Source organism: Bacillus sp. GW821-FHT11D08, from assembly GCF_058808515.1.
The window spans coordinates 389,836-410,805 of record NZ_JBXARS010000003.1 but is presented as its reverse complement, the minus strand read 5'-3'; the positions used below and the strand labels follow the sequence as shown (position 1 = coordinate 410,805).

The window sequence follows — 20,970 nt, the reverse complement described above, 5'->3', positions numbered from 1 at the left end:
AATTTACTTGTTACAGTGTATACATACAAAATGCATTTTTATTAATTAAAACTAATTTTTATACAAAAGGGAGCTTTTAACATGGCAGAACAAAAAAAGGTTGTATTGGCATACTCAGGAGGTCTTGATACTTCTGTAGCGATAAAATGGCTGCAAGAACAGGGATACGATGTTGTTGCCTGCTGCTTAGACGTAGGTGAAGGAAAGGATTTGGCATTCGTTCAGCAAAAAGCGCTGGAAGTAGGCGCCGTAAATTCCTATGTGATTGATGCGAAAGAAGAATTCGCCCGGGAGTACGCGCTCATTTCTATGCAGGCCCATACAATGTATGAAGGCAAGTATCCGCTCGTATCTGCATTATCCCGTCCGTTAATCGCGAAAAAACTCGTTGAAGTCGCGGAAAAGGAAAACGCGGTGGCCGTAGCGCACGGCTGCACGGGAAAAGGCAACGATCAGGTGCGTTTCGAAGTATCCATTAAATCATTAAATCCTGATCTGGAGGTCATTGCTCCGGTCCGTGAGTGGCAATGGTCGCGTGAAGAAGAAATTGAATATGCTGCAAACCGCGGCATACCGATTCCGATCAATCTTGACAGCCCGTATTCCATCGACCAGAACCTATGGGGACGCGCCAATGAATGCGGTATATTAGAAGACCCGTGGGCGGCGCCGCCTGAAGGGGCATATGACCTGACAGCATCTCTTGAAAACACGCCGGACGTTCCGGAAATCATCGAAATCGCATTTGAAGCCGGTGTTCCGGTTTCAATCGACGGCGTAACCTACCCGCTCGCTGATTTAATTCTCAAGCTGAACGAGACTGCCGGAAAACACGGCATCGGCCGGATTGACCATGTGGAAAACCGCCTGGTCGGCATTAAGTCCCGTGAAGTTTATGAGTGCCCGGGCGCCATGACTTTGATTACGGCTCACAAAGAACTTGAGGATCTGACTTTAGTGAAAGAAGTGGCCCATTTCAAACCGGCAATTGAACAAAAACTGTCTGAAATCATCTATAACGGTTTATGGTTCTCGCCGTTAAAAGACGCGCTGCTTGCATTCTTGAAAGAAACCCAAAAACACGTCACCGGCGTCGTGCGCGTCAAGCTGTTTAAAGGCCATGCCATTGTAGAAGGACGTAAGTCGGAATATTCACTCTACGACGAAAAACTTGCGACATATACAAAAGACGATGCTTTTGACCATCACGCGGCAATCGGTTTCATTGAGCTTTGGGGGCTGCCGACAAAAGTAAACAGCATTGTGAAAAAGAAGGAGCAGATTGAAGCATGAAGAAGCTTTGGGGAGGCCGTTTTCAAAAAACACCGGAAAAGTGGGTCGATGAGTTCGGCGCATCCATCACATTCGACCAAAACTTAGTCAAAGAGGATATTACAGGGTCTCTCGCTCATGCGGCAATGCTGAAAAAATGCGGCATTCTGACGGAAGAAGAAGAAGGCGCCATCCGACAGGGGCTGCAGACCCTCCTGCAAAAAGCAGAGGAAGGAACGCTTGAATTCTCTGTTGATTATGAAGATATCCATTTGAATATTGAAAAAATGCTGATCGAAGAAATCGGACCGCTAGGCGGCAAGCTCCATACCGGCAGAAGCCGGAATGACCAGGTGGCGACCGACATGCATTTGTATTTGAAAGATCATGTCTCACATATCATCGTGCTGATTGAACAGTTCCAAAAAGCGCTGATCGAAAAAGCGGAGGCCAATGTCGAGACCATTCTGCCGGGGTACACCCATTTGCAGCGGGCCCAGCCGATTTCTTTCGCCCATCATCTGCTTGCTTATTTTTGGATGCTTGAACGGGATAAAGAGCGTTTTCGGGATGCTATGAAGCGGATTAACATATCGCCGCTCGGATGCGGGGCGCTTGCCGGAACTACGTTTCCGATAGACCGTAACTATTCGGCGGAGCTGCTCGGTTTTGACTCCATTTATGAGAACAGTCTTGACGGAGTCAGTGACAGAGATTTTATTCTCGAGTTTTTAAGCGGCAGCAGCATGCTGATGATGCACCTTTCGCGTTTATCAGAAGAAATCATTCTATGGTGCTCGCAGGAATTCAGATTCATTGAACTGGATGATACGTACGCGACGGGAAGCAGCATGATGCCGCAGAAGAAAAACCCCGACATGGCGGAGCTGATCCGCGGTAAAACCGGACGCGTATACGGTGATATGATGGGGCTTTTCACGATTATGAAAGGGCTCCCGCTCGCTTACAACAAAGACCTGCAGGAAGATAAAGAAGGCATGTTTGACACGGTGAAAACCGTTGAAGGAAGCCTTCAGATTTTCACGGGCATGATTGAAACGATGAAAGTAAACAAAGACATCATGAAACAAGCGACAAAACAAGATTTTTCAAACGCGACGGAACTTGCCGATTATTTAGCTAAAAAAGGCATGCCGTTCAGAGAAGCGCATGAAGTGGTCGGCAAGCTTGTGTACAGCTGCATTGAAAAAGGAATCTATTTAAGTGATATGGCATTTGAAGAATTCCTTCAAGCCAGCAGTCTCTTTGAAGAAGATATCTATACCATGCTCGATCCGCATCATGCGGTTGAAAAAAGAATGAGCGCCGGCGGAACGGGTTTTCAGCAGGTAGAACAGGCGCTCGTAAAAGCAAAAGCCTGCGCCGGCATTTAATTTGCTGAAATTTCCTTCATATTTTCCCGTCATATCAGACACCCTACATCTATAAAGATGGGAGGTAGAAGGAATGCGCAAAGAACAAGACCGTTACATCTATGATGAAAAAGAAAGTGAAGAAACGGCCAGGCTCATCTCAGAGGCATACGAAAGCGGTTATGTCGGCATGGAGGAAGCCTCTGCTCCTTCAGAAAATTAAGCTGTCTGTAAAGACGGCTTTTTTTTCGTGCGGACGAAGTGCAAAAAAGTGATATTGCCGTTTGTTTATAGTAAAGTAGAGGGAGAAACGTCTTGATTTTATTGAAGCGGCAACGTTGCCTGGGGAGGGTATTCAATGTGCGACATGCTCTAATCACTGCCGGTACAAAGGGATTGGGCCGAAAAGTGACTGAAATGCTTCTGGAAAAAGGCTTTTCTGTCACAGTGAATTACAGACAAGACGAAGAAGCGGTCGCCTGTCTGAAGGCGGATTATCCCGGGTGCCATGACAGATTGCAATTCGTTAAGGGCGATGTAACCCGGAAAGAAGATCTCATGCGGATCGCCGATGCAGCCCTTCAGCGGTTTGGAAGGATTGACATACTGATTAACAATGCCGGGCCGTACATATTTGAGCGCAAAAAGCTTGCCGATTACTCCGATGACGAATGGTATGACATGCTTGAAGGGAATTTAAGCGCCGTTTTCCATCTGTTTAAAGCGGTTATCCCGGTCATGAGACAGCAGCGGTTCGGCCGGATTATTACATACGGTTTTCAAGGAGCGGACCATGCCCCCGGCTGGCTTCACCGTTCCGCTTTCGGAGCGGCTAAAGTCGGATTGGCTTCGTTAACGAAAACCATTGCGATTGAAGAAGCTGAATCAGGCATTACGGCCAATATGGTCTGCCCGGGTGATATTGTAGGAGATATGAAAGAAGCGTCTATAGAGGAAGCAAGACGGAAAATCGGCAAAGAAAAGACGCCGATCGGCAGGTCCGGAACCGGAGAGGACATTGCGAGAATCATCGCCTTTTTATGTGAAGATGATTCCGATCTTGTAACCGGAACGGTCATTGAAGCAACAGGCGGGCTGAATGTGATTAACAGGCATCAATCCCTGTAAGTTTTTTCGTTTGTCAAAAAGGGAACTTGATAAATATTAATTTTTTATGAGGTGAAAACGATGAAAGTGACTTATCACGGACATTCTGTCATTCAAGTGGAAACGAAAACCCATAACATTATTTTTGATCCGTTTCTGACCGGAAACAGTCTGACAAATTTGAAACCGGAAGAAGTGAAAGCGGATGTCATCCTGCTTACTCACGGACACAATGACCATGTCGGAGATACAGAGCAGATCGCTAAACAAAACGATGCGCTCGTTATTGCGCCGAATGAGCTGGCCGTTTATCTCGGCTTTAAAGGTTTAAAGGTCCACCCGATGCATATCGGAGGGGCGCGCCAATTTGATTTCGGTAAAGTGAAACTGACACAGGCATTCCACGGATCGGCGGTCACTGATGAAGAAAACAAAACCATTACGTACACGGGGATGCCGGCCGGGATTTTATTGACGATTGACGGCAAAACGATTTTCCACGCCGGGGACACGGCGCTGTTCTCTGATATGAAACTGATCGGGGAACTGAATCACATTGACCTGGCGTTTCTGCCGATCGGTGATAACTTCACCATGGGCCCTGAAGATGCGAAACTCGCGGCTGAATGGCTGAGAGCGAAACAGGTCGTTCCCGTTCATTACAATACATTTCCTGTCATTGAACAGGACCCTGACGCTTTCGCCGAAAGTCTGCCCGGAGGCGTCGGCAAAGTCATGGCGGCCGGCGAGACCATTGAGCTTGCCTGACATATGTGTCAAAGACCTTCTGAATCAAGCATTCAGAAGGTCTTTTTGTGATGCCGCCTTTTTTCGGGCGTCTCATTGCGAATGAATCCCCCGTACCCTTATAATAAAAGCAGAAGACTGTCCTTAGAGGTGAAACGCTTGGCAACAAAGCATGAACAAATCCTATCATACATAGATTCGCTTCCTGTCGGTGAAAAAATTTCGGTCAGAAGAATTGCGAAAGAAATGAAAGTCAGTGAAGGAACGGCTTACAGAGCCATTAAGGAAGCCGAGAACAAAGGATTCGTTTCCACTATTGAACGTGTGGGGACCATCCGGATTGAACAGAAGAAAAAAGAAAATATTGAAAAGCTGACATACGCCGAGGTCGTCAATGTGATAGACGGCCAGGTGCTCGGCGGAAAAGCCGGTCTGCATAAAACGTTGAATAAGTTTGTGATCGGCGCGATGGAGCTTGACGCGATGATGCGTTATACGGCGGCGGGGAACCTGTTAATCGTCGGGAACCGAATCAACGCCCACCGCCAGGCGCTTGAAGCGGGCGCGGCTGTTTTGGTAACGGGAGGGTTTAATACCGACGACAGCATTATCGAGCTGGCCGATATGCTTGAGCTTCCGATTCTCTCCACGAGTTACGATACCTTTACGGTAGCCGCGATGATCAACCGGGCGATCTATGATCAGCTCATAAAAAAAGAGATTGTGCTCGTGGAAGACATTTTGACGCCCGCAGATCGGACAGTGACGCTGTCCCCTAAGGATAAGCTGGAGAAATGGTACGAAAAAAACTATGAAACCGGACACGGCCGCTTCCCGGTGATCGATCAGCAGATGAAAATCCACGGAATCCTCACATCGAAAGATATCGCGGGGCATGACCGGTCAGTTCCGATTGAAAAAGTAATGACCAAAAACCCTGTCACGGTGATCGGGAAAACATCTGTCGCCTCAGCGGCTCAAATGATGGTTTGGGAAGGAATTGAAGTGCTTCCGGTGACAGACGGGCATCACAAACTGATCGGAATGATCAGCCGCCAGGATGTCTTAAAAGCGCTTCAAATGGTTCAAAAGCAGCCTCAGGTCGGGGAAAAGCTGGATGATATTGTTTCAAGGGGATTTAAAGAAGACGAAGATGACAAAACGCCGGCCGTTTATCAATATGAAGTCACGCCGCAAATGACCAATCAGCTCGGCACGATTTCTTACGGGGTGTTTACGACGATTTTAACCCAGGCCGCCAGCCGATTTTTACGCTCCCGCAAACGCGGCGAGCTGGTCATTGAAAGCATTACGATTTTCTTCCTGAAGCCCGTACAGATGGAGTCGGTCATTGAAGTGAAACCGCGCATTTTAGAGGCGGGCCGGAAATTCGGGAAAATGGAAGTGGAAGTGTCAAGCCAAAGCGGCATCGTTTCAAAAGCGATGCTCATGGTGCAGCTGATGGAGAGAAGTTAAGGGACGCACCCGGGTCCCTTGGCATTCATTATGCGTGGTCCCTCTCCGCTTCCTTTGCATGGATGGGCTCATAATGCTTATAGGCTTTATACCCGGCCCATGCGCTGCCTGCTCCGATTAAAATGAAGACGCCGCCGATGACCAGGGTCAGGACGGAGTGAAACAGAATCATTTGGTTTACTCCGTACAAAAGCACCAGCGCGCCTAATGCCATACTTGATTTAGCCGAAAAACATTCCTTCTCCAGCGCCCGTTTCGTCTGGATTCCTTTTACTTTGTAATACACGTAAAAGCAGGCAGAAAGCCCGATGAGAAAAACAAAAACCAGCATAAATGAAATCCTCCATTATATGAGTTTGCAAAACCGTTTATACCGTTGCTGAAAGATTTTCCTTTTCCATGGATAAAGAGTATGATTAAATGAATAAAAACGAAAAGGAGAAAGCGATGAAATCCGAACTGATCAGAACCATATCATTATATGACACCATTATCTTACATAGACATGTGAGGCCTGACCCGGACGCCTACGGTTCACAGTGCGGCCTTACGGAAATCCTGCGGGAAACGTATCCCGAAAAAAATATTTTTGCCGTCGGACAGCCTGAGCCGTCCTTGTCTTTTTTATATTCCCTCGATGAGGTGGATGACGAAACCTATAAAGATGCTCTTGTCATCGTGTGCGACACCGCAAACCAAGGCAGGGTCGACGATCAGCGCTACCATTCCGGCGCAAAGCTCATGAAAATAGACCACCATCCAAATGAAGATCCGTATGGCGATCTGTTATGGGTCGATACGAATGCAAGCTCCGTAAGCGAAATGATCTATGAGCTGTACCTGGAAGGAAAGCAGCACGGCTGGAAACTGAATACGAAAGCAGCTGAGCTGATCTACGCGGGTATCGTCGGTGATACGGGGCGCTTCTTATTCCCGAACACCACAAAAAAGACATTAAAATACGCGGGAGAGCTCATTGAGTTCCCATTTTCATCGTCAGAGCTGTTCAATCAATTGTATGAAACAAAATTAAATGTGGTGAAGCTTAACGGCTTTATTTATCAAAATGTGTCACTGTCTGAAAACGGCGTCGCTTCCGTGTTCATTAAAAAAGACATTTTGGAGACATATGGAACCACCGCTTCTGAAGCGTCGCAGCTTGTCGGAACACTCGGAAATATTTCGGGTATCCGCGCTTGGGTGTTTTTCGTAGAAGAAGACGATCAAATCAGAGTCCGGTTCCGTTCAAAAGGTCCGGTCATCAACGGAATTGCCCGGAAATACAATGGCGGCGGACATCCGCTTGCGGCCGGCGCATCCATCTTCAGCTGGGATGAAACCGATCAGATTCTTGCTGATCTGGAAGAGGTATGTAACGAACACAAGTAGAGGGGAGACCCTCTTTCTTAGTGTTCATCTGTCACGGGGATGAACCAGCAGCCGAAATCAGTCAGGTCTTCGTAGACGCGGAGATTACAGATTTGGAGTTCTTTTTTTATGAGGGAAGCGAGTGTGTCTGTTTCTGCATATGCGGAATAGCCTTGTCTGATTCGGGCTGCATGATCTTTTGCCAAGCGTCGTTCACTAAAAACCTCCATTTTCCCTTCCTCCCTTCAGAATCATTGAAAATGTCTCATTTACAGTTTATAAAAAAGCGGAGAAAAAAGCGACAGATCTATGGAAAATTTTTAAAAATGACATAATTACGTCGCAAAAGAAATATGAATTTCGACAGACAATCTCGTATAAATCGTCAGTTCCTTTACTTCAGCTTTAAATTCCTTCTCATTTATGGTGTATATTTTGTTTTCGATCGTCCGTTTTAAAAGCTCCTTTGTTTTATACACGCTTTCAATATCTTTTGTGATGACTTCAGAAATATTATCTTTCACTTGTTCCTCAAATTTCATCTTGTCAGGCTGGGCGATTCTGTATTTTTCCCCATTGATCAGCTTCACATCAACACTTTGGATGAGAAGTCTTTGCTTATTATCCTCATTTAATTTATGAAGATCCTTCTGATAGATGGAGATTTGGTTTTTTAAATCCCGCGCGTGCTCACGCTGCTTTTCAATTAACGTCACTTGTTCTTCCTGAAACGTTCCGTATGTAAACAGAAAGAACAGCCAGCTGACGATGGCTCCGCACATCATTCCCGCGAAAAAACGCTGCCATCCCGGTTTTTTATAATACTCGGGAATTCTCATGATGACATATTCTCCTGGGTCAGCCATGAAATAATCAGCCAGCCGGTCTGCGCGCCGCCCATTGCTGAAATAATTAAAAGAAGCTGTTTGAAGATGTCGCGCGTGTTGCCTTCGAACAGCCCCCGCTCGAAACTGTATACCGCGTCAAATGTTCCCCCGATGGCCGCGACAAGCGCCCAGATCTTCAGCCTGTTCGCCAATTTTGTGATCGCCGTCAGCGGAGGCTCGCCTGATAAATAAGCTCCGAGGCCGCCGATCAGCGCGCCGCCGAGCAACACACCGAGGGCGATAAAATAACTGCTGATGAAATTCGCCATAAATCCGGCTTCCTGATCCATATATACACCACCTCACTTTTCTATCATATTGAGCGAAACGGACAAGTATGATGATGAGTCAAAAAAGAACATTTGTTTCTTAAGAAAACCCGTCTTATAATGTAGAAAGGCAAAATGAACGTATGGGAAAGGAGTGGCGGCATTGTCTTTTGTTCACCTGCAAGTACATAGCGGCTACAGTCTGTTAAACAGCGCCGCTTCTGTAAAAGAGCTTGTTACACAAGCGAAGGAACTCGGATATTCATCATTGGCGCTGACGGACGAAAATGTGATGTACGGCGCCATTGAGTTTTATAAAGCATGCAAATCAAACGGAATGAAGCCGATTATCGGTCTGACGGCTTCTATATACACGGACGATACGGAGCTTGAAGCACATCCGCTCATTCTTTTAGCAGAGACAAACATCGGATATCAGAACCTGGTGAAAATCTCAAGTGCGCTGCAATCCATGGCAAAGGGCGGCATGAAGCGAAAATGGATGAAGAGCTATCATGAGGGGCTGATCGCCATTACGCCCGGTGAAAATGGCTACATTGAAAGCCTGCTTCAAGCCGGGAAGTTTGAAGAAGCGGTCCGGGCTGCCGAAGGATTCCGGGAGCTGTTCGGAGACGGCCGTTTTTATTTAGGGTATCAGCCGTTTAAAGGACATGAGACGTTATCAGAAGAGATTCTCCGTCTGTCAGCCGAGACGGAAATCGCTGTCTGCGCTGCGGGGGATGTCCGTTATATCAAGAAAGAAGATCAAGATGCGTACCGCTGTCTGTGCGCTATTAAAGCCGGAGAGAAGTGGGAGGATCAGAGCGGGAATCTGCCGGACTTATACTTGAGGGCCCCTGAAGAAATGGCAGAGCTTTACACGCGGCATCCGGAAGCGATTGAAGCAGCCGCGCGTATCGCCCGGCAATGCCGGGTCGATGTCAGCCTCGGACAGACACAGCTTCCGTCTTTTCCGGCGCCGGACGGCAAATCAGCCGATGACTATTTGGCGGAGATCTGTCATGAGGGGCTGCGCCTCCGTTTCGGCACTCCTGATGAGCGCGCTGTCCGCCGGCTTGAATATGAGCTGGACGTCATCAGGCGCATGAAATTCAGTGATTATTTTCTCATCGTATGGGACTTTATGAAGTACGCGCATGAAAAGGGCATTGTGACAGGCCCGGGAAGGGGGTCCGCGGCAGGCTCGCTTGTCGCTTACTCCCTTTTCATTACCGACGTGGATCCGCTTAAACATTCTCTGCTGTTTGAGAGATTTCTTAATCCCGAGCGGATCAGCATGCCGGATATTGATATCGATTTCCCTGATACGAGAAGGGATGAGGTCATTCAGTATGTACAAAATAAGTACGGGGCCATGCACGTCGCCCAGATTATCACCTTCGGGACATTGGCCGCAAAGGCGGCGTTAAGGGATACCGGGAGAGTGTTCGGAATCAGCCCGAAAGAAGCCGACCAGCTTGCCCGCCTGATTCCGTCAAAACCGGGAATGACGCTTGAGGAAGCGAGGCGGCAGTCCGCTCAGCTGAACAGGAGGCTGTCCGAATCCGCCGTTCTTCATAAAGTGTTTCAGATCGCAAGGAAAATTGAAGGTCTTCCGCGGCACACGTCAACACACGCGGCGGGGGTCGTTCTCAGTAAAGAGCCGCTTTCGGAAGTTGTCCCTCTTCAAGAGGGGCATGACGGCGTGTATTTAACGCAGTATGCGATGGATCACTTGGAAGATCTCGGTCTTTTAAAAATGGACTTTTTAGGTTTGCGCAACCTGACGCTTATTGAATCCATTAAAACGATGATTGAAAAAGAGACGAATACGAAAATTGATTTTTCCGAGATTTCTTATCAGGATGAAAAAACGTTCTCACTATTGTCAAACGGTGATACGACGGGTATTTTCCAGCTGGAATCATCAGGAATGAGAAACGTGCTGAAGCGCCTGAAGCCGTCAAGACTGGAAGACATTGTCGCGGTTAACGCGCTTTACAGGCCGGGACCGATGGAAAATATTCCGTTATTTATCGATCGGAAGCACGGGCGGGCGCGTGTGGAAGTGCCGCACGAGGACGTACGAAATATTCTCAGTGACACTTACGGCGTCATCGTCTATCAAGAGCAGATTATGATGATCGCCTCGCGCATGGCAGGGTTTTCATTAGGTGAAGCGGATCTGCTCAGACGGGCTGTCAGCAAAAAGCAAAAGGACATTCTGGACAGAGAGCGAAGCCATTTTGTTGAAGGGTGCTTAAAAAAGGAGTATTCTGTAGTCACTGCAAACGAGGTCTACGATCTGATTGTAAAATTCGCTAACTACGGATTCAACAGAAGCCATGCTGTCGCATACAGCATGATCGGCTATCAGCTCGCCTATTTAAAAGCGCATTATCCGTTATATTTTATGTGCGGGCTGTTGACGAGCGTCATCGGCAATGAGGACAAAATATCGCAATATCTGCATGAAGCGAAGGGGAGCGGGATTCAAGTCCTTCCGCCGTCAATAAACAAAAGCGGTTTTCCGTTTGCGCCGGAAAACGGAGCCGTCAGATACAGTTTGCGGGCCGTTAAAAACGTAGGCGTCTCGGCAGTGAAAGATATTTATAAAGCAAGAACACATAAACCGTTCGAGGATCTTTTCGATTTCTGCTTTCGCGTACCTGCAAAAAGCGTGAATCGGAAAACCATCGAAGCCCTTATATTTTCTGGCGCCATGGACGAATTCAATCAAAATCGCGCCGCCTTGCTGGCCTCCGTTGATGTGGCTTTAGAGCACGCTGAACTTTTTCGTGCAGACGATGACCAAATGGGATTGTTTTTGGAAGAATCGTTCTCCATTAAGCCAAAATATGTAGAGGCTGAGGAATTTCCGCTCGTGGACAAGCTTCGGTTCGAAAAAGAAGCTCTCGGTGTTTATTTCTCAAGCCATCCTTTGTCTGCTTTCAGGGATCTCCTGAAAAAACGGGGGGCGAAAGCGATCACAGCAGCGCGGCAGATGCCGAAGGGGCAGCTGTCAATCGGCGCTTTGCTCGCGGGCATTAAAACGATTCGGACAAAGACAGGTCAGCATATGGCGTTTCTCACATTAAGCGATGAAACGGGAGAAATGGAAGCCGTCGTGTTTCCTGACCAATATAGAAGGCTGTCTCCGCTGTTAGAAGAAGGCGCGCTTTTATTCGCCGCCGGAAAAATGGAAGAGCGTCAGGAGAAGACACAATTCATCATGTCATCCGCCTCTCTTCTTGAGCAGACGGAGGCAGACAGAGCGCCGTCTGTTTACATCAAAATCGAAGGCAGCCGGCACAATCAGGAGTTTTTGGAAAAGATGAAGCGTATTTTACTGGAGCATAAAGGGGAAACCGGCGTTTATCTATATTATGAAAAAGACAAGCAGACGATCAGGCTGCCGGATACTTTTCATATTCAGGCGGACCATCAGGCGTTATACCGTTTAAAAGAGCTGCTGGGCCGCGAAAACGTCGTGTTAAAATAGTGGTAACAATAATCGTTTTGTTATACAATTGAAACAATTGTGCTATCTTATTTAAAGATTCTGAAATTTTTCACCTCCAGCGATTGTACCAGTCTATGCGGCAGAATATGTAACAAAGTACTTAAAAGGAGTGTTTAGAATGTCATTAAGAGAAGAAGCGTTACATTTACACAAAGTAAATCAAGGAAAGCTGGAATCAAAAGCAAAGGTAGAAGTCAGAAACGCAGACGACTTAAGCCTTGCATACTCTCCCGGAGTAGCTGAGCCTTGTAAAGAGATTTATGACGATAAAAACAAAGTATATGATTATACAATGAAGGGGAACATGGTAGCAGTCGTAACAGACGGATCAGCCGTTCTCGGACTCGGTAATATCGGGCCTGAAGCTTCACTTCCGGTCATGGAAGGGAAAGCGGTGCTGTTCAAAAGTTTCGCGGGTGTGGATGCATTCCCGATCGCGCTTGACACAAACGATGTGGACAAAATCATTGACACTGTGAAGCTGCTTGCACCGACATTCGGCGGAGTCAACCTTGAAGATATTGCGGCGCCGAACTGCTTCATTATCGAAGAGCGCCTGAAAAAAGAAACAAACATTCCGGTTTTCCACGATGATCAGCACGGCACTGCCATCGTAACCGTTGCCGGACTTGTAAACGCGCTGAAATTATCAGGAAAATCCATGTCATCCATTAAAGTTGTGGCAAACGGAGCGGGAGCGGCAGGCATCGCGATCATCAAGCTTCTTTACCATTTCGGCGTACGCAACATCGTAATGTGCGACTCTAAAGGGGCGATTTACGAAGGGCGTCCGGCCGGCATGAACGCAGTGAAAAACGAAGTGGCGAAGTTTACAAACCAAGACCGCAACGACGGTTCGCTGCAGGATGTCATTAAAGATGCAGACGTCTTTATCGGCGTATCAGTCGAAGGCGCGCTGACGAAAGAAATGGTGGAAAGCATGGCGAAAGATCCGATTATCTTCGCAATGGCCAACCCGAATCCGGAAATCATGCCTGAAGACGCGCGCGCAGCCGGCGCAAGCGTAATCGGAACAGGCCGTTCTGATTTCCCGAACCAGGTCAACAATGTTCTGGCATTCCCTGGAATTTTCCGCGGGGCGCTTGACGTTCGCGCGACTCACATCAACGAAGAAATGAAAATTGCTGCGGTTGAAGCGATTGCTTCCCTTGTTTCAGAGGAAGAATTAAGCGCTGATTATGTCATCCCGGCTCCATTTGACAAACGTGTGGCTCCTGCCGTTGCGAAAGCTGTTGCGAAAGCAGCGATGGAAACGGGCGTCGCCAGAATTACGGTCGATCCTGAGGAAGTGGCTGAAAAAACAAGACAGCTCACGGTTATCGGCGAATAATAACACAAAAATGAAATGGCAGCGCGTTGGAAAAAAACAACGCGCTGCTGTTCAATATACGGACTGCTGGCATTTTTTTAAGGGCAGGTCTTAAAAAAATTTCAGCAGAATCCTTATTTCTTTTGAAAACGCTGACAGATAAGGCTGAACAACGCTTTTTACGGTATGAAATCCGTCCGTTTCCGTCTGTTTTGCAGCAAAAAATGTCGAATGGAGGATGACACCGTTTGACAAAAAAAGTACAATAGTTTCGGTAAAGTTATTATTAAGTCTATCTAATCGGAAGACATGCAGTGAAGAGAACCCTTCACAAAAGGGAGGTAATCATTTGTTAAAGGATATATTCACAAAAAAGAAAAAATATGCTTCCGTGCCGTCTGAGCAGGCAAAACATGATGTTCCGGAAGGCATTATGACAAAGTGCTCCAAATGTAAAAAAATCATGCTCACAAAAGAGTTAGATAAAAACCTGCGCGTCTGCATGAACTGCGGGCACCATTTCCCGATGAATGCAAAGCAGCGCATTGAAAGCCTCCTGGATGAAGATTCATTCGAAGAATTCAACCAGGGAATGATATCTGAAAACCCGCTCGGTTTCCCGGAATACTTAGAAAAAATCGAAAAAGACCGTGAGAAAACATCGCTGAATGAAGCGGTGGTTACCGGAAAAGGAACCATCAGCGGATTCCCGGCCGTGATCGCGATCATGGATTCAACATTCCGAATGGGCAGCATGGGTTCGGTTGTCGGCGAAAAAATCACGCTTGCAATTGAAAAAGCAAAAGAGGAAAAAGTCCCGTTTATCATCTTTACCGCTTCAGGCGGCGCACGTATGCAGGAGGGGGTCTTAAGCCTTATGCAAATGGCCAAGACAAGCTCTGCATTAAAACTGTTCAGTGAGGAGCAGGGACTGATTATTTCTGTCATGACCCATCCGACGACAGGCGGCGTATCGGCCAGTTTCGCGTCTCTCGGTGATTATAATTTCGCTGAACCGGGCGCCTTGATCGGATTTGCCGGAAGACGTATTATTGAACAGACGATCGGGGAAAAACTGCCGGAAGATTTCCAGACGGCGGAATTTTTATTAAAGCACGGCCAGCTTGATGCGGTGATTCACCGAAACGACATGAAAGACAAACTCGCATTTCTGCTGGACATGCACCAAACAGGAGGTGAGCATGAGTGGCTGCAAGATTAGAATTTGAAAAACCAGTGATTGAACTGCAGACGAAAATCGCCGAACTGAAAAAATTCACCCAAGATTCGGAGATGGATTTAAGCGCTGAAATCGCAAGGCTTGAAGACCGGCTCAGCAAGCTTCAGGATGAGATTTATAAAAACCTGAAGCCGTGGGACAGAGTGCAGATCGCACGCCTTCCCGACCGGCCGACGACGCTTGATTACATTCAATACCTGTTTACCGACTTTTTTGAGTGCCACGGAGACAGAACATACGGAGATGATGCGGCGATTGTCGGCGGAGTCGCCAAATATCACGGCATGCCGGTCACCGTTATCGGACATCAGCGCGGAAAAGACACGAAAGAAAACCTTGTCCGCAATTTCGGGATGCCTCACCCTGAGGGCTACCGCAAAGCGCTTCGTCTCATGAAGCAGGCGGATAAGTTCAACCGCCCGATTATCTGCTTCATCGACACGAAGGGAGCGTACCCGGGTAAAGCGGCGGAGGAACGGGGACAAAGTGAAGCCATCGCCAAGAACCTGTTCGAGATGGCCGGCCTGAAAGTGCCTGTCGTTTGTATCGTCATCGGGGAAGGCGGCAGCGGAGGCGCGCTTGCGTTAGGTGTGGGCAACCGCATGCTGATGCTTGAGAACTCGACGTATTCCGTTATTTCTCCTGAAGGAGCCGCATCCATTTTGTGGAAAGACTCCAGCCTTGCGAAAAAAGCGGCCGAAACCATGAAGATTACTGCGCCCGATTTATTAGAATTAGGAATTATTGATGATATGATTAAAGAAGTGAAGGGCGGAGCTCACCATGATATCAAGCAGCAGGCGGGCTACATTGACGGTATACTTAAAGAAACGTTAAAATCTCTTCTTCAATTGAACGCCGAAGAATTGATCTCACAGCGATATGAAAAATATAAAGCAATCGGGAAAGTTTCGGTTGAGGATCAATATATCGGGGTAAACTGAATAGACGTGAAGCCTATGGCTCACGTTTATTTTTTGTGATTTTTGTGATATTCCTTAAATTTTATTTAAAAACAATTTATTTAATTGTATAATAGGTAAGGTTTCATGGGAGCTCAGGCGTCCCTTTTCATTGTTTTAGGGCAATGATCATGATATGTTTAACATATATATGTTGCTGAGGTGAATAGGAAATGAAGCGTATAGGAGTTTTAACGAGCGGCGGGGATTCCCCGGGTATGAACGCTGCGGTGCGCGCGGTTGTGCGGAAAGCTATCTACCACGACGTCGAAGTGTACGGAATTTATAACGGTTATTCAGGATTAATCAGCGGAAAAATAGAGAAACTGGAGCTTGGTTCGGTCGGTGACATCATCCACCGCGGCGGAACAAAGCTGTATACGGCCAGATGTCCTGAATTCAAAACAGTTGAAGGCCGTGAAAAAGGAATCGAAAATTTAAAGAAACTCGGCATTGAAGGTCTTGTCGTCATCGGCGGAGACGGTTCATACATGGGTGCGAAAAAATTAACGGAACACGGGTTTCCGTGTGTGGGTGTACCGGGTACGATAGATAATGACATCCCGGGAACTGATTTTACGATCGGATTTGATACGGCGTTAAACACCGTAATTGATGCGATTGATAAAATCCGTGACACCGCTACGTCTCATGAGCGTACATACGTTATTGAAGTGATGGGGCGCCATGCGGGCGACATTGCTTTATGGGCAGGTCTTGCAGGCGGAGCGGAATCAATTTTAATTCCTGAAGCGGACTACGATATGCAGGAAATTATCGGCCGTTTGAAGAGAGGGCACGACCGCGGCAAAAAACACAGTATCATCATCGTTGCAGAAGGGGTAGGCAGCGGGGTTGAATTCGGAAAACGCATCGAAGAAGAAACGAACCTTGAAACACGGGTATCCGTTTTAGGGCACATCCAGCGCGGCGGATCTCCAAGCGCTTCTGACCGGGTTCTTGCAAGCCGCCTCGGCGCTTACGCGGTTGAGCTTCTGCTTAAAGGAAAAGGCGGACGCTGCGTAGGTATACAAAACAACAAGCTTGTAGACCATGATATTATAGAAATTTTAGAATCAAAACATACTGTTGAACCAAACATGTATCAGCTTTCAAAAGAACTGTCTATTTAAGGCGGAAGAAGCTGAAGATTTCAGAAGGAAGTGAACGAGTTGAAAAAAACAAAAATCGTTTGTACAATCGGTCCGGCCAGTGAAAGTGTAGAAATGCTGACAAAATTGATGGAAGCGGGTATGAACGTTGCTCGTCTGAATTTTTCACACGGTGATTTCGAAGAGCACGGCGCAAGAATCAAAAACATCAGAGAAGCAAGCAAAAAGCTCGGCAAAAACGTGGGGATTCTCCTCGATACGAAAGGTCCGGAAATCCGCACGCACGATATGGAAAACGGCGCGCTTGAGCTTCAGGCGGGAAATGAAATTATCGTTTCTACGAAACAGGTGCTGGGAACGCTTGAAAAATTCTCAGTTTCTTATGAAGGCCTGGCAGACGACGTGTCAGCAGGGTCTATCATCCTGTTGGATGACGGTTTAATCGGATTGGAAGTGCTAGAATCAAATCCGGAAAAACACGAAATCAAAACAAAAATCTTAAACAGCGGCACGCTGAAAAATAAAAAAGGCGTAAACGTTCCCGGCGTCAGCGTCAACCTTCCCGGAATTACTGAAAAAGACGCCAAAGACATCGTATTCGGTATCGAGCAAGGCGTTGATTTCATCGCTGCGTCATTTGTACGCCGTTCTACGGATGTCCTTGAAATCCGCGAACTGCTTGAAGAGCATAACGCGTCTGACATTCAAATCATTCCTAAGATCGAGAACCAGGAAGGCGTGGACAACCTGGACGCGATCCTGGAAGTATCTGACGGCTTAATGGTAGCGCGCGGAGACCTCGGCGTAGAGATTCCGGCCGAAGAAGTGCCGCTCGTGCAAAAAGAAATGATCAAAAAATGCAACGCGCTCGGCAAACCGGTTATTACTGCGACACAAATGCTTGACAGCATGCAGCGCAACCCTCGTCCGACACGCGCTGAAGCAAGTGACGTTGCCAACGCCATTTTCGACGGCACAGATGCTATCATGCTTTCCGGTGAGACGGCTGCGGGACAATATCCTGTCGAGGCGGTTCAAACAATGTTTAACATCGCCACACGCACGGAAGAATCTCTGAACTACAAAGAAATTCTGTCTAAACGCAGAGATCAGGTCGGCATGACGATTACCGATGCGATCGGCCAATCAGTTGCGCACACGGCGATCAATCTGAGTGCGGCAGCTATCGTTACCCCTACAGAAAGCGGCCATACGGCGCGTATGATCGCGAAATACCGTCCGCAGGCTCCGATTGTAGCCGTTACGGTTAATGAGTCTGTATCACGCAAACTCGGCCTTGTATTCGGCGTATTTCCGGCAAGCGGCCAAAACGCGAATTCAACCGATGAAATGCTTGAAGACGCGGTTCAAAAATCACTTGACAGCGGCATCGTGAAACGCGGTGATCTGATTGTCATTACAGCAGGTTCTGTCGGTGAATCAGGCACGACGAATCTGATGAAAGTCCACACTGTCGGCAGCATTATCGCGAAAGGGCAAGGCATCGGGCGCAAATCTGCATTCGGTCCGGTCGTTGTTGCAAAAAATGCGAAAGAAGCTGAACAAAAAATGACAGACGGCGCAGTATTGGTTGCTTCAAGCACTGACCGCGACATGATCGCTTCACTTGAAAAAGCATCAGCGCTCATCACTGAAGAAGGCGGTCTGACAAGCCATGCAGCCGTTGTCGGTTTAAGCTTGGGCATTCCGGTTATCGTCGGTCTGGAGAACGCAACTTCAGTTTTAACAGAAGGACAGGTTATCACAGTTGACGCTGCCCGCGGCGCTGTGTATGAAGGCCGCGCAAGCGTTCTTTAAACAGCTTTAAAAAAGAGAGGGGGGTTCTCCCTTCTCTTTTGTCTTTAGGTTTATTTTCCTATTCCCATGCGGGCGGTGACGCGCTTTTAGAAGGGCAGGAGGGCAGAAAAATGAGAGTGTTATTCTTACTGTTTATCGTGTGTCCGGCAATTGAAATCGGTTTGTTTCTGCTGGCGGGAAAATGGCTCGGTATTTTTCCGACCTTCCTTCTCATCATTTTGACAGGCGTGTTAGGCGCCTTGGTGGCAAAAAGACAGGGAACCGATGTGTATCATCGGGTGATGCGCGACCTGCAGCACGGCAAAATGCCGGGGGAAGCGCTTCTTGACGGAATATGCGTCTTTTTCGGAGGCCTGCTTTTGATGCTTCCGGGTTTTCTGTCCGATATTGCAGGGGCCTGTCTTCTGATTCCGTTCACTCGGAACCGCATGAAGCCGCTTTTGTTCAAATGGCTGAGAGGAATGTCAAAAAACAAGCGGATCATTATCAAATAAAAACGGCAGCCTTCTTACAGGGCTGCTGTTTTTATTTGGACTGAACAGTAATATAGGCCCATATTTCTTTTAAAGCGCCCGTTGTGATAAAGGCCTGAATGAAAACGAGCAGCGCGGGCCCCGCAGCCAGTCCTAAAATTCCGAACAATTTAAAGCCGGCAAACAGAGCGATTAAGGTCGCAAGCGGATCAAGTCCGATTGACTTGCTTAAAATTTTCGGCTCCGTCAGCTGGCGCTGGATAAGAACCACAATATATAAAACACCGAGACCGATCGCTTGAGGAAGCTGACCGGCAATGGCCAAATACATAATCCAGGGAACAAAGACCGATCCGGCGCCGAGATACGGGAGCAGGTCCACCAGGCCGATAAAAAAGGCGATGGTTGCCGCATGCTCAATCCCTAAAAGAAAAAGTCCGATAAAGACAATGATCATCGTGAAAAGTATGAGCACGGCCTGCGCCTTAATGAAACCTGCCATCGCTTTTTTCAGCTCTCCCGATACGGCCTTGGCGTTTGCCGAAACCCGTTCCGGAAGAATGGAATAAAGCAGCGCCTTCAGCTTATGCCAGTCCTTTGTCATAAAAAAAGTCGCCAGCATTGCGAAAATGAAGACGGCAGCTGTATTGGGAAGGAAGGCAATCCATTTCGGCACCAGCTCCAAAAGATGTGAAAGCATCAGCCCCGCATTTTTAGCGGCTGTATCACCGAGGGTCTGAATATGCGTCACGATGGATGCCTGCTGATTGGTTTCAAGCCCGTTAAATAAGACGGTCAGCTCGTGGTACAATGGCTGAATGCGGGAAGTGAACAGCTCTTCGCAATACGTCATAAAGGCGCTGATATGGGGAGGGAGCGTTTTGGCCAGATAGGCGGTTCCCGAAATGATTTCCGCAACGAGAAATGTCGCCGCGCCGAGAAGAATAAGCAAAAAGAAGACCAGGACAATGACTGTATTGACTGACCGGGGCAGCCCCGTCAGTTTGTCCAGCCAGTCAACAACGGGAATGATCGCTGATGACAGAATAAGGGCGATCAGAAACGGATAAGTTAACGGAAATGAGGCGTAACCGGCCGCTAAAGCGCCGCCGGCCGCAGCGAGTACAAACAGCGCGCGGAAAAAAACAGTTGCATAGTGCGGATTCACATCGATCCTCCTCTCGATGGCACGTCCTATTACATTAGTTTATTCGTCAAAAAAAAGGATATGAATACAGATATGATGAAAGAGGGTGCTTTCAGGATGTTTACACAAGCGAATTTATTTTTACTATTATTGCTGGCCATCGCATTGATAGCCAAAAATCAGTCATTGCTTTTTGCCGTCGGCTTTCTCATTGTGATAAAAGCTGTCGGTCTTGATCAGAAACTATTTCCGGTTATTCAGTCAAAAGGCATCAACTGGGGGGTCACCGTCATTACAATCGCCGTTTTAGTGCCGATTGCCACAGGTGATATCGGTTTTAAACAGCTCGGAGAAGCGATGAAATCATATTATGCGTGGATCGCTCTCGGTGCCGGGATCGCGGTTGCCTTAATCGCCAAAAACGGTCTCACCTTATTGGAAAACGACCCTCATATTACAACGGCGCTGGTCATCGGCACGATACTTGCCGTCGCGCTTTTCGGAGGCGTCGCCGTAGGCCCGTTAATCGGCGCCGGAATCGCCTACTTGGCCATGCAAATCGTTAAAATATTCACTTCGTAAAGTAAAAAAGCGGCGTAAAGCTGCTTTTTTTGTGGAGAAAATTAGAGTTTGCACTTGCGCATTTTGTAGTTCAGACAAATGCCATTTACATTATTCCGATGAATGAAGCGGCTTACCATGTAACAAAGAGCTTCGGGATTGACGGCGCACATGGAGTGAAAACAGCGATTGCAGTAGATTAAAAGCTGATGGGATTTATGGGCCTGATACCAAAGCAAAACTTGAAGTGTTGTTAAAATAAGCGGAGACCCTTTCCTTCAATTTGAAAGTTTGTTAAATTTATA

Annotated in this window: 20 protein-coding genes and 1 pseudogene; 16 read left to right on the top strand and 5 right to left on the bottom strand. The window is 47.5% G+C overall.

The annotated features are described in order from the left end of the window. Positions 1-81 precede the first annotated feature (81 nt). The 6 genes from AC1RRX_RS08955 to AC1RRX_RS08930 all read left to right on the top strand — a co-directional run bounded on the left by AC1RRX_RS08955 (position 82) and on the right by AC1RRX_RS08930 (position 5,975). Complete coding sequence (locus AC1RRX_RS08955) at positions 82-1,293, top strand: argininosuccinate synthase (protein WP_042635418.1); 1,212 nt, start codon at positions 82-84, stop codon at positions 1,291-1,293. Continuing rightward, on the top strand, positions 1,290-2,666 hold the full coding sequence (gene argH / locus AC1RRX_RS08950; protein ID WP_020956195.1) for an argininosuccinate lyase: 1,377 nt from the start codon (positions 1,290-1,292) through the stop codon (positions 2,664-2,666). Before AC1RRX_RS08955 ends, argH begins: the two co-directional genes overlap by 4 nt. Before the next feature lie 73 nt (positions 2,667-2,739). Continuing rightward, positions 2,740-2,868, top strand: a complete 129-nt coding sequence (locus AC1RRX_RS08945) for a hypothetical protein (protein ID WP_007408056.1) — start codon at positions 2,740-2,742, stop codon at positions 2,866-2,868. 137 nt (positions 2,869-3,005) lie between these two features. After that, the gene (locus AC1RRX_RS08940; protein ID WP_012118176.1) at positions 3,006-3,773 is read left to right on the top strand and encodes an SDR family oxidoreductase; all 768 of its coding nucleotides are present in this window, start codon (positions 3,006-3,008) and stop codon (positions 3,771-3,773) included. A 60-nt stretch (positions 3,774-3,833) separates the two neighbouring features. Beyond that, a complete protein-coding gene (locus AC1RRX_RS08935; RefSeq protein ID WP_007613083.1) occupies positions 3,834-4,520 on the top strand; it encodes a metal-dependent hydrolase in 687 nt (228 codons plus the stop codon). A 138-nt stretch (positions 4,521-4,658) separates the two neighbouring features. After that, a complete protein-coding gene (locus tag AC1RRX_RS08930) occupies positions 4,659-5,975 on the top strand; it encodes a CBS domain-containing protein (RefSeq protein WP_012118175.1) in 1,317 nt (438 codons plus the stop codon). Positions 5,976-6,003: 28 nt separating this feature from the next. On the opposite strand, the gene AC1RRX_RS08925 is transcribed toward AC1RRX_RS08930, so the two are convergent. Continuing rightward, positions 6,004-6,306 carry a YtpI family protein gene (locus AC1RRX_RS08925; RefSeq protein WP_003152434.1) on the bottom strand — a complete coding sequence of 101 codons (303 nt, stop codon included), beginning with the start codon at positions 6,304-6,306 and terminating at the stop codon, positions 6,004-6,006. A 116-nt stretch (positions 6,307-6,422) separates the two neighbouring features. On the opposite strand from AC1RRX_RS08925, the gene AC1RRX_RS08920 reads away from it, so the two are divergent. After that, a complete protein-coding gene (locus tag AC1RRX_RS08920; RefSeq protein WP_003152435.1) occupies positions 6,423-7,364 on the top strand; it encodes a DHH family phosphoesterase in 942 nt (313 codons plus the stop codon). Between the two features lie 17 nt (positions 7,365-7,381). Here AC1RRX_RS08920 and AC1RRX_RS08915 read toward each other — a convergent pair whose 3' ends face one another. From AC1RRX_RS08915 to ytrH, 3 genes are all read right to left on the bottom strand, one after another. Beyond that, complete coding sequence (locus AC1RRX_RS08915) at positions 7,382-7,573, bottom strand: YtzJ family protein (RefSeq protein ID WP_007408061.1); 192 nt, start codon at positions 7,571-7,573, stop codon at positions 7,382-7,384. 105 nt (positions 7,574-7,678) lie between these two features. Then, a complete protein-coding gene (gene ytrI, locus AC1RRX_RS08910) occupies positions 7,679-8,182 on the bottom strand; it encodes a sporulation membrane protein YtrI (RefSeq protein ID WP_007408062.1) in 504 nt (167 codons plus the stop codon). Further along, a complete protein-coding gene (gene ytrH / locus AC1RRX_RS08905) occupies positions 8,179-8,520 on the bottom strand; it encodes a sporulation membrane protein YtrH (protein WP_003152438.1) in 342 nt (113 codons plus the stop codon). The genes ytrI and ytrH overlap by 4 nt, the downstream gene beginning before the upstream one ends. A gap of 142 nt (positions 8,521-8,662) precedes the next feature. Here ytrH and dnaE point away from each other — a divergent pair, with 142 nt between their 5' ends. The 7 genes from dnaE to AC1RRX_RS08870 all read left to right on the top strand — a co-directional run bounded on the left by dnaE (position 8,663) and on the right by AC1RRX_RS08870 (position 18,978). Next, on the top strand, positions 8,663-12,001 hold the full coding sequence (gene dnaE / locus AC1RRX_RS08900) for a DNA polymerase III subunit alpha (protein WP_119026854.1): 3,339 nt from the start codon (positions 8,663-8,665) through the stop codon (positions 11,999-12,001). A 139-nt stretch (positions 12,002-12,140) separates the two neighbouring features. After that, on the top strand, positions 12,141-13,373 hold the full coding sequence (gene ystJ, locus AC1RRX_RS08895) for an NADP-dependent malic enzyme (RefSeq protein WP_007408064.1): 1,233 nt from the start codon (positions 12,141-12,143) through the stop codon (positions 13,371-13,373). 328 nt (positions 13,374-13,701) lie between these two features. Further along, positions 13,702-14,574, top strand: coding sequence for an acetyl-CoA carboxylase, carboxyltransferase subunit beta (gene accD / locus AC1RRX_RS08890; RefSeq protein ID WP_007613077.1), 873 nt, complete (start codon positions 13,702-13,704; stop codon positions 14,572-14,574). Then, positions 14,559-15,536 (top strand): acetyl-CoA carboxylase carboxyl transferase subunit alpha, encoded by a 978-nt coding sequence (gene accA / locus AC1RRX_RS08885; protein WP_020956193.1) that lies wholly within the window; start codon positions 14,559-14,561, stop codon positions 15,534-15,536. The genes accD and accA overlap by 16 nt, the downstream gene beginning before the upstream one ends. Before the next feature lie 191 nt (positions 15,537-15,727). Then, positions 15,728-16,687: a 6-phosphofructokinase gene (pfkA, locus tag AC1RRX_RS08880; protein ID WP_007408068.1), complete on the top strand. Its 960-nt coding sequence runs from the start codon at positions 15,728-15,730 to the stop codon at positions 16,685-16,687. Between the two features lie 39 nt (positions 16,688-16,726). Continuing rightward, the gene (pyk, locus tag AC1RRX_RS08875; RefSeq protein ID WP_031379141.1) at positions 16,727-18,484 is read left to right on the top strand and encodes a pyruvate kinase; all 1,758 of its coding nucleotides are present in this window, start codon (positions 16,727-16,729) and stop codon (positions 18,482-18,484) included. A 110-nt stretch (positions 18,485-18,594) separates the two neighbouring features. Beyond that, complete coding sequence (locus AC1RRX_RS08870) at positions 18,595-18,978, top strand: FxsA family protein (RefSeq protein ID WP_012118168.1); 384 nt, start codon at positions 18,595-18,597, stop codon at positions 18,976-18,978. A 31-nt stretch (positions 18,979-19,009) separates the two neighbouring features. Here AC1RRX_RS08870 and ytvI read toward each other — a convergent pair whose 3' ends face one another. After that, on the bottom strand, positions 19,010-20,125 hold the full coding sequence (gene ytvI / locus AC1RRX_RS08865) for a sporulation integral membrane protein YtvI (protein WP_007408071.1): 1,116 nt from the start codon (positions 20,123-20,125) through the stop codon (positions 19,010-19,012). Positions 20,126-20,221: 96 nt separating this feature from the next. Between ytvI and AC1RRX_RS08860 the strand changes: the two genes are divergently transcribed. Together AC1RRX_RS08860 and AC1RRX_RS08855 are read left to right on the top strand one after the other, a co-directional pair. Continuing rightward, positions 20,222-20,686 (top strand): DUF441 domain-containing protein, encoded by a 465-nt coding sequence (locus AC1RRX_RS08860; RefSeq protein WP_007408072.1) that lies wholly within the window; start codon positions 20,222-20,224, stop codon positions 20,684-20,686. An 80-nt stretch (positions 20,687-20,766) separates the two neighbouring features. Beyond that, positions 20,767-20,927 (top strand): annotated as a pseudogene (locus AC1RRX_RS08855) (peptidoglycan-binding domain-containing protein); the annotation flags it as partial. Positions 20,928-20,970 lie beyond the last annotated feature (43 nt).

Coding starts and splice junctions, on each gene's coding strand:
- AC1RRX_RS08915 (WP_007408061.1), bottom strand. CDS start 7,573: ATGGAGGTTTTTAGTGAACGACGCTTGGCAAAAGATCATGCAGCCCGA.
- AC1RRX_RS08920 (WP_003152435.1), top strand. CDS start 6,423: ATGAAATCCGAACTGATCAGAACCATATCATTATATGACACCATTATC.
- AC1RRX_RS08870 (WP_012118168.1), top strand. CDS start 18,595: ATGAGAGTGTTATTCTTACTGTTTATCGTGTGTCCGGCAATTGAAATC.
- pfkA (WP_007408068.1), top strand. CDS start 15,728: ATGAAGCGTATAGGAGTTTTAACGAGCGGCGGGGATTCCCCGGGTATG.
- ystJ (WP_007408064.1), top strand. CDS start 12,141: ATGTCATTAAGAGAAGAAGCGTTACATTTACACAAAGTAAATCAAGGA.
- AC1RRX_RS08935 (WP_007613083.1), top strand. CDS start 3,834: ATGAAAGTGACTTATCACGGACATTCTGTCATTCAAGTGGAAACGAAA.
- AC1RRX_RS08945 (WP_007408056.1), top strand. CDS start 2,740: ATGCGCAAAGAACAAGACCGTTACATCTATGATGAAAAAGAAAGTGAA.
- AC1RRX_RS08860 (WP_007408072.1), top strand. CDS start 20,222: ATGTTTACACAAGCGAATTTATTTTTACTATTATTGCTGGCCATCGCA.
- ytrH (WP_003152438.1), bottom strand. CDS start 8,520: ATGGATCAGGAAGCCGGATTTATGGCGAATTTCATCAGCAGTTATTTT.
- AC1RRX_RS08955 (WP_042635418.1), top strand. CDS start 82: ATGGCAGAACAAAAAAAGGTTGTATTGGCATACTCAGGAGGTCTTGAT.
- AC1RRX_RS08925 (WP_003152434.1), bottom strand. CDS start 6,306: ATGCTGGTTTTTGTTTTTCTCATCGGGCTTTCTGCCTGCTTTTACGTG.
- ytrI (WP_007408062.1), bottom strand. CDS start 8,182: ATGAGAATTCCCGAGTATTATAAAAAACCGGGATGGCAGCGTTTTTTC.
- argH (WP_020956195.1), top strand. CDS start 1,290: ATGAAGAAGCTTTGGGGAGGCCGTTTTCAAAAAACACCGGAAAAGTGG.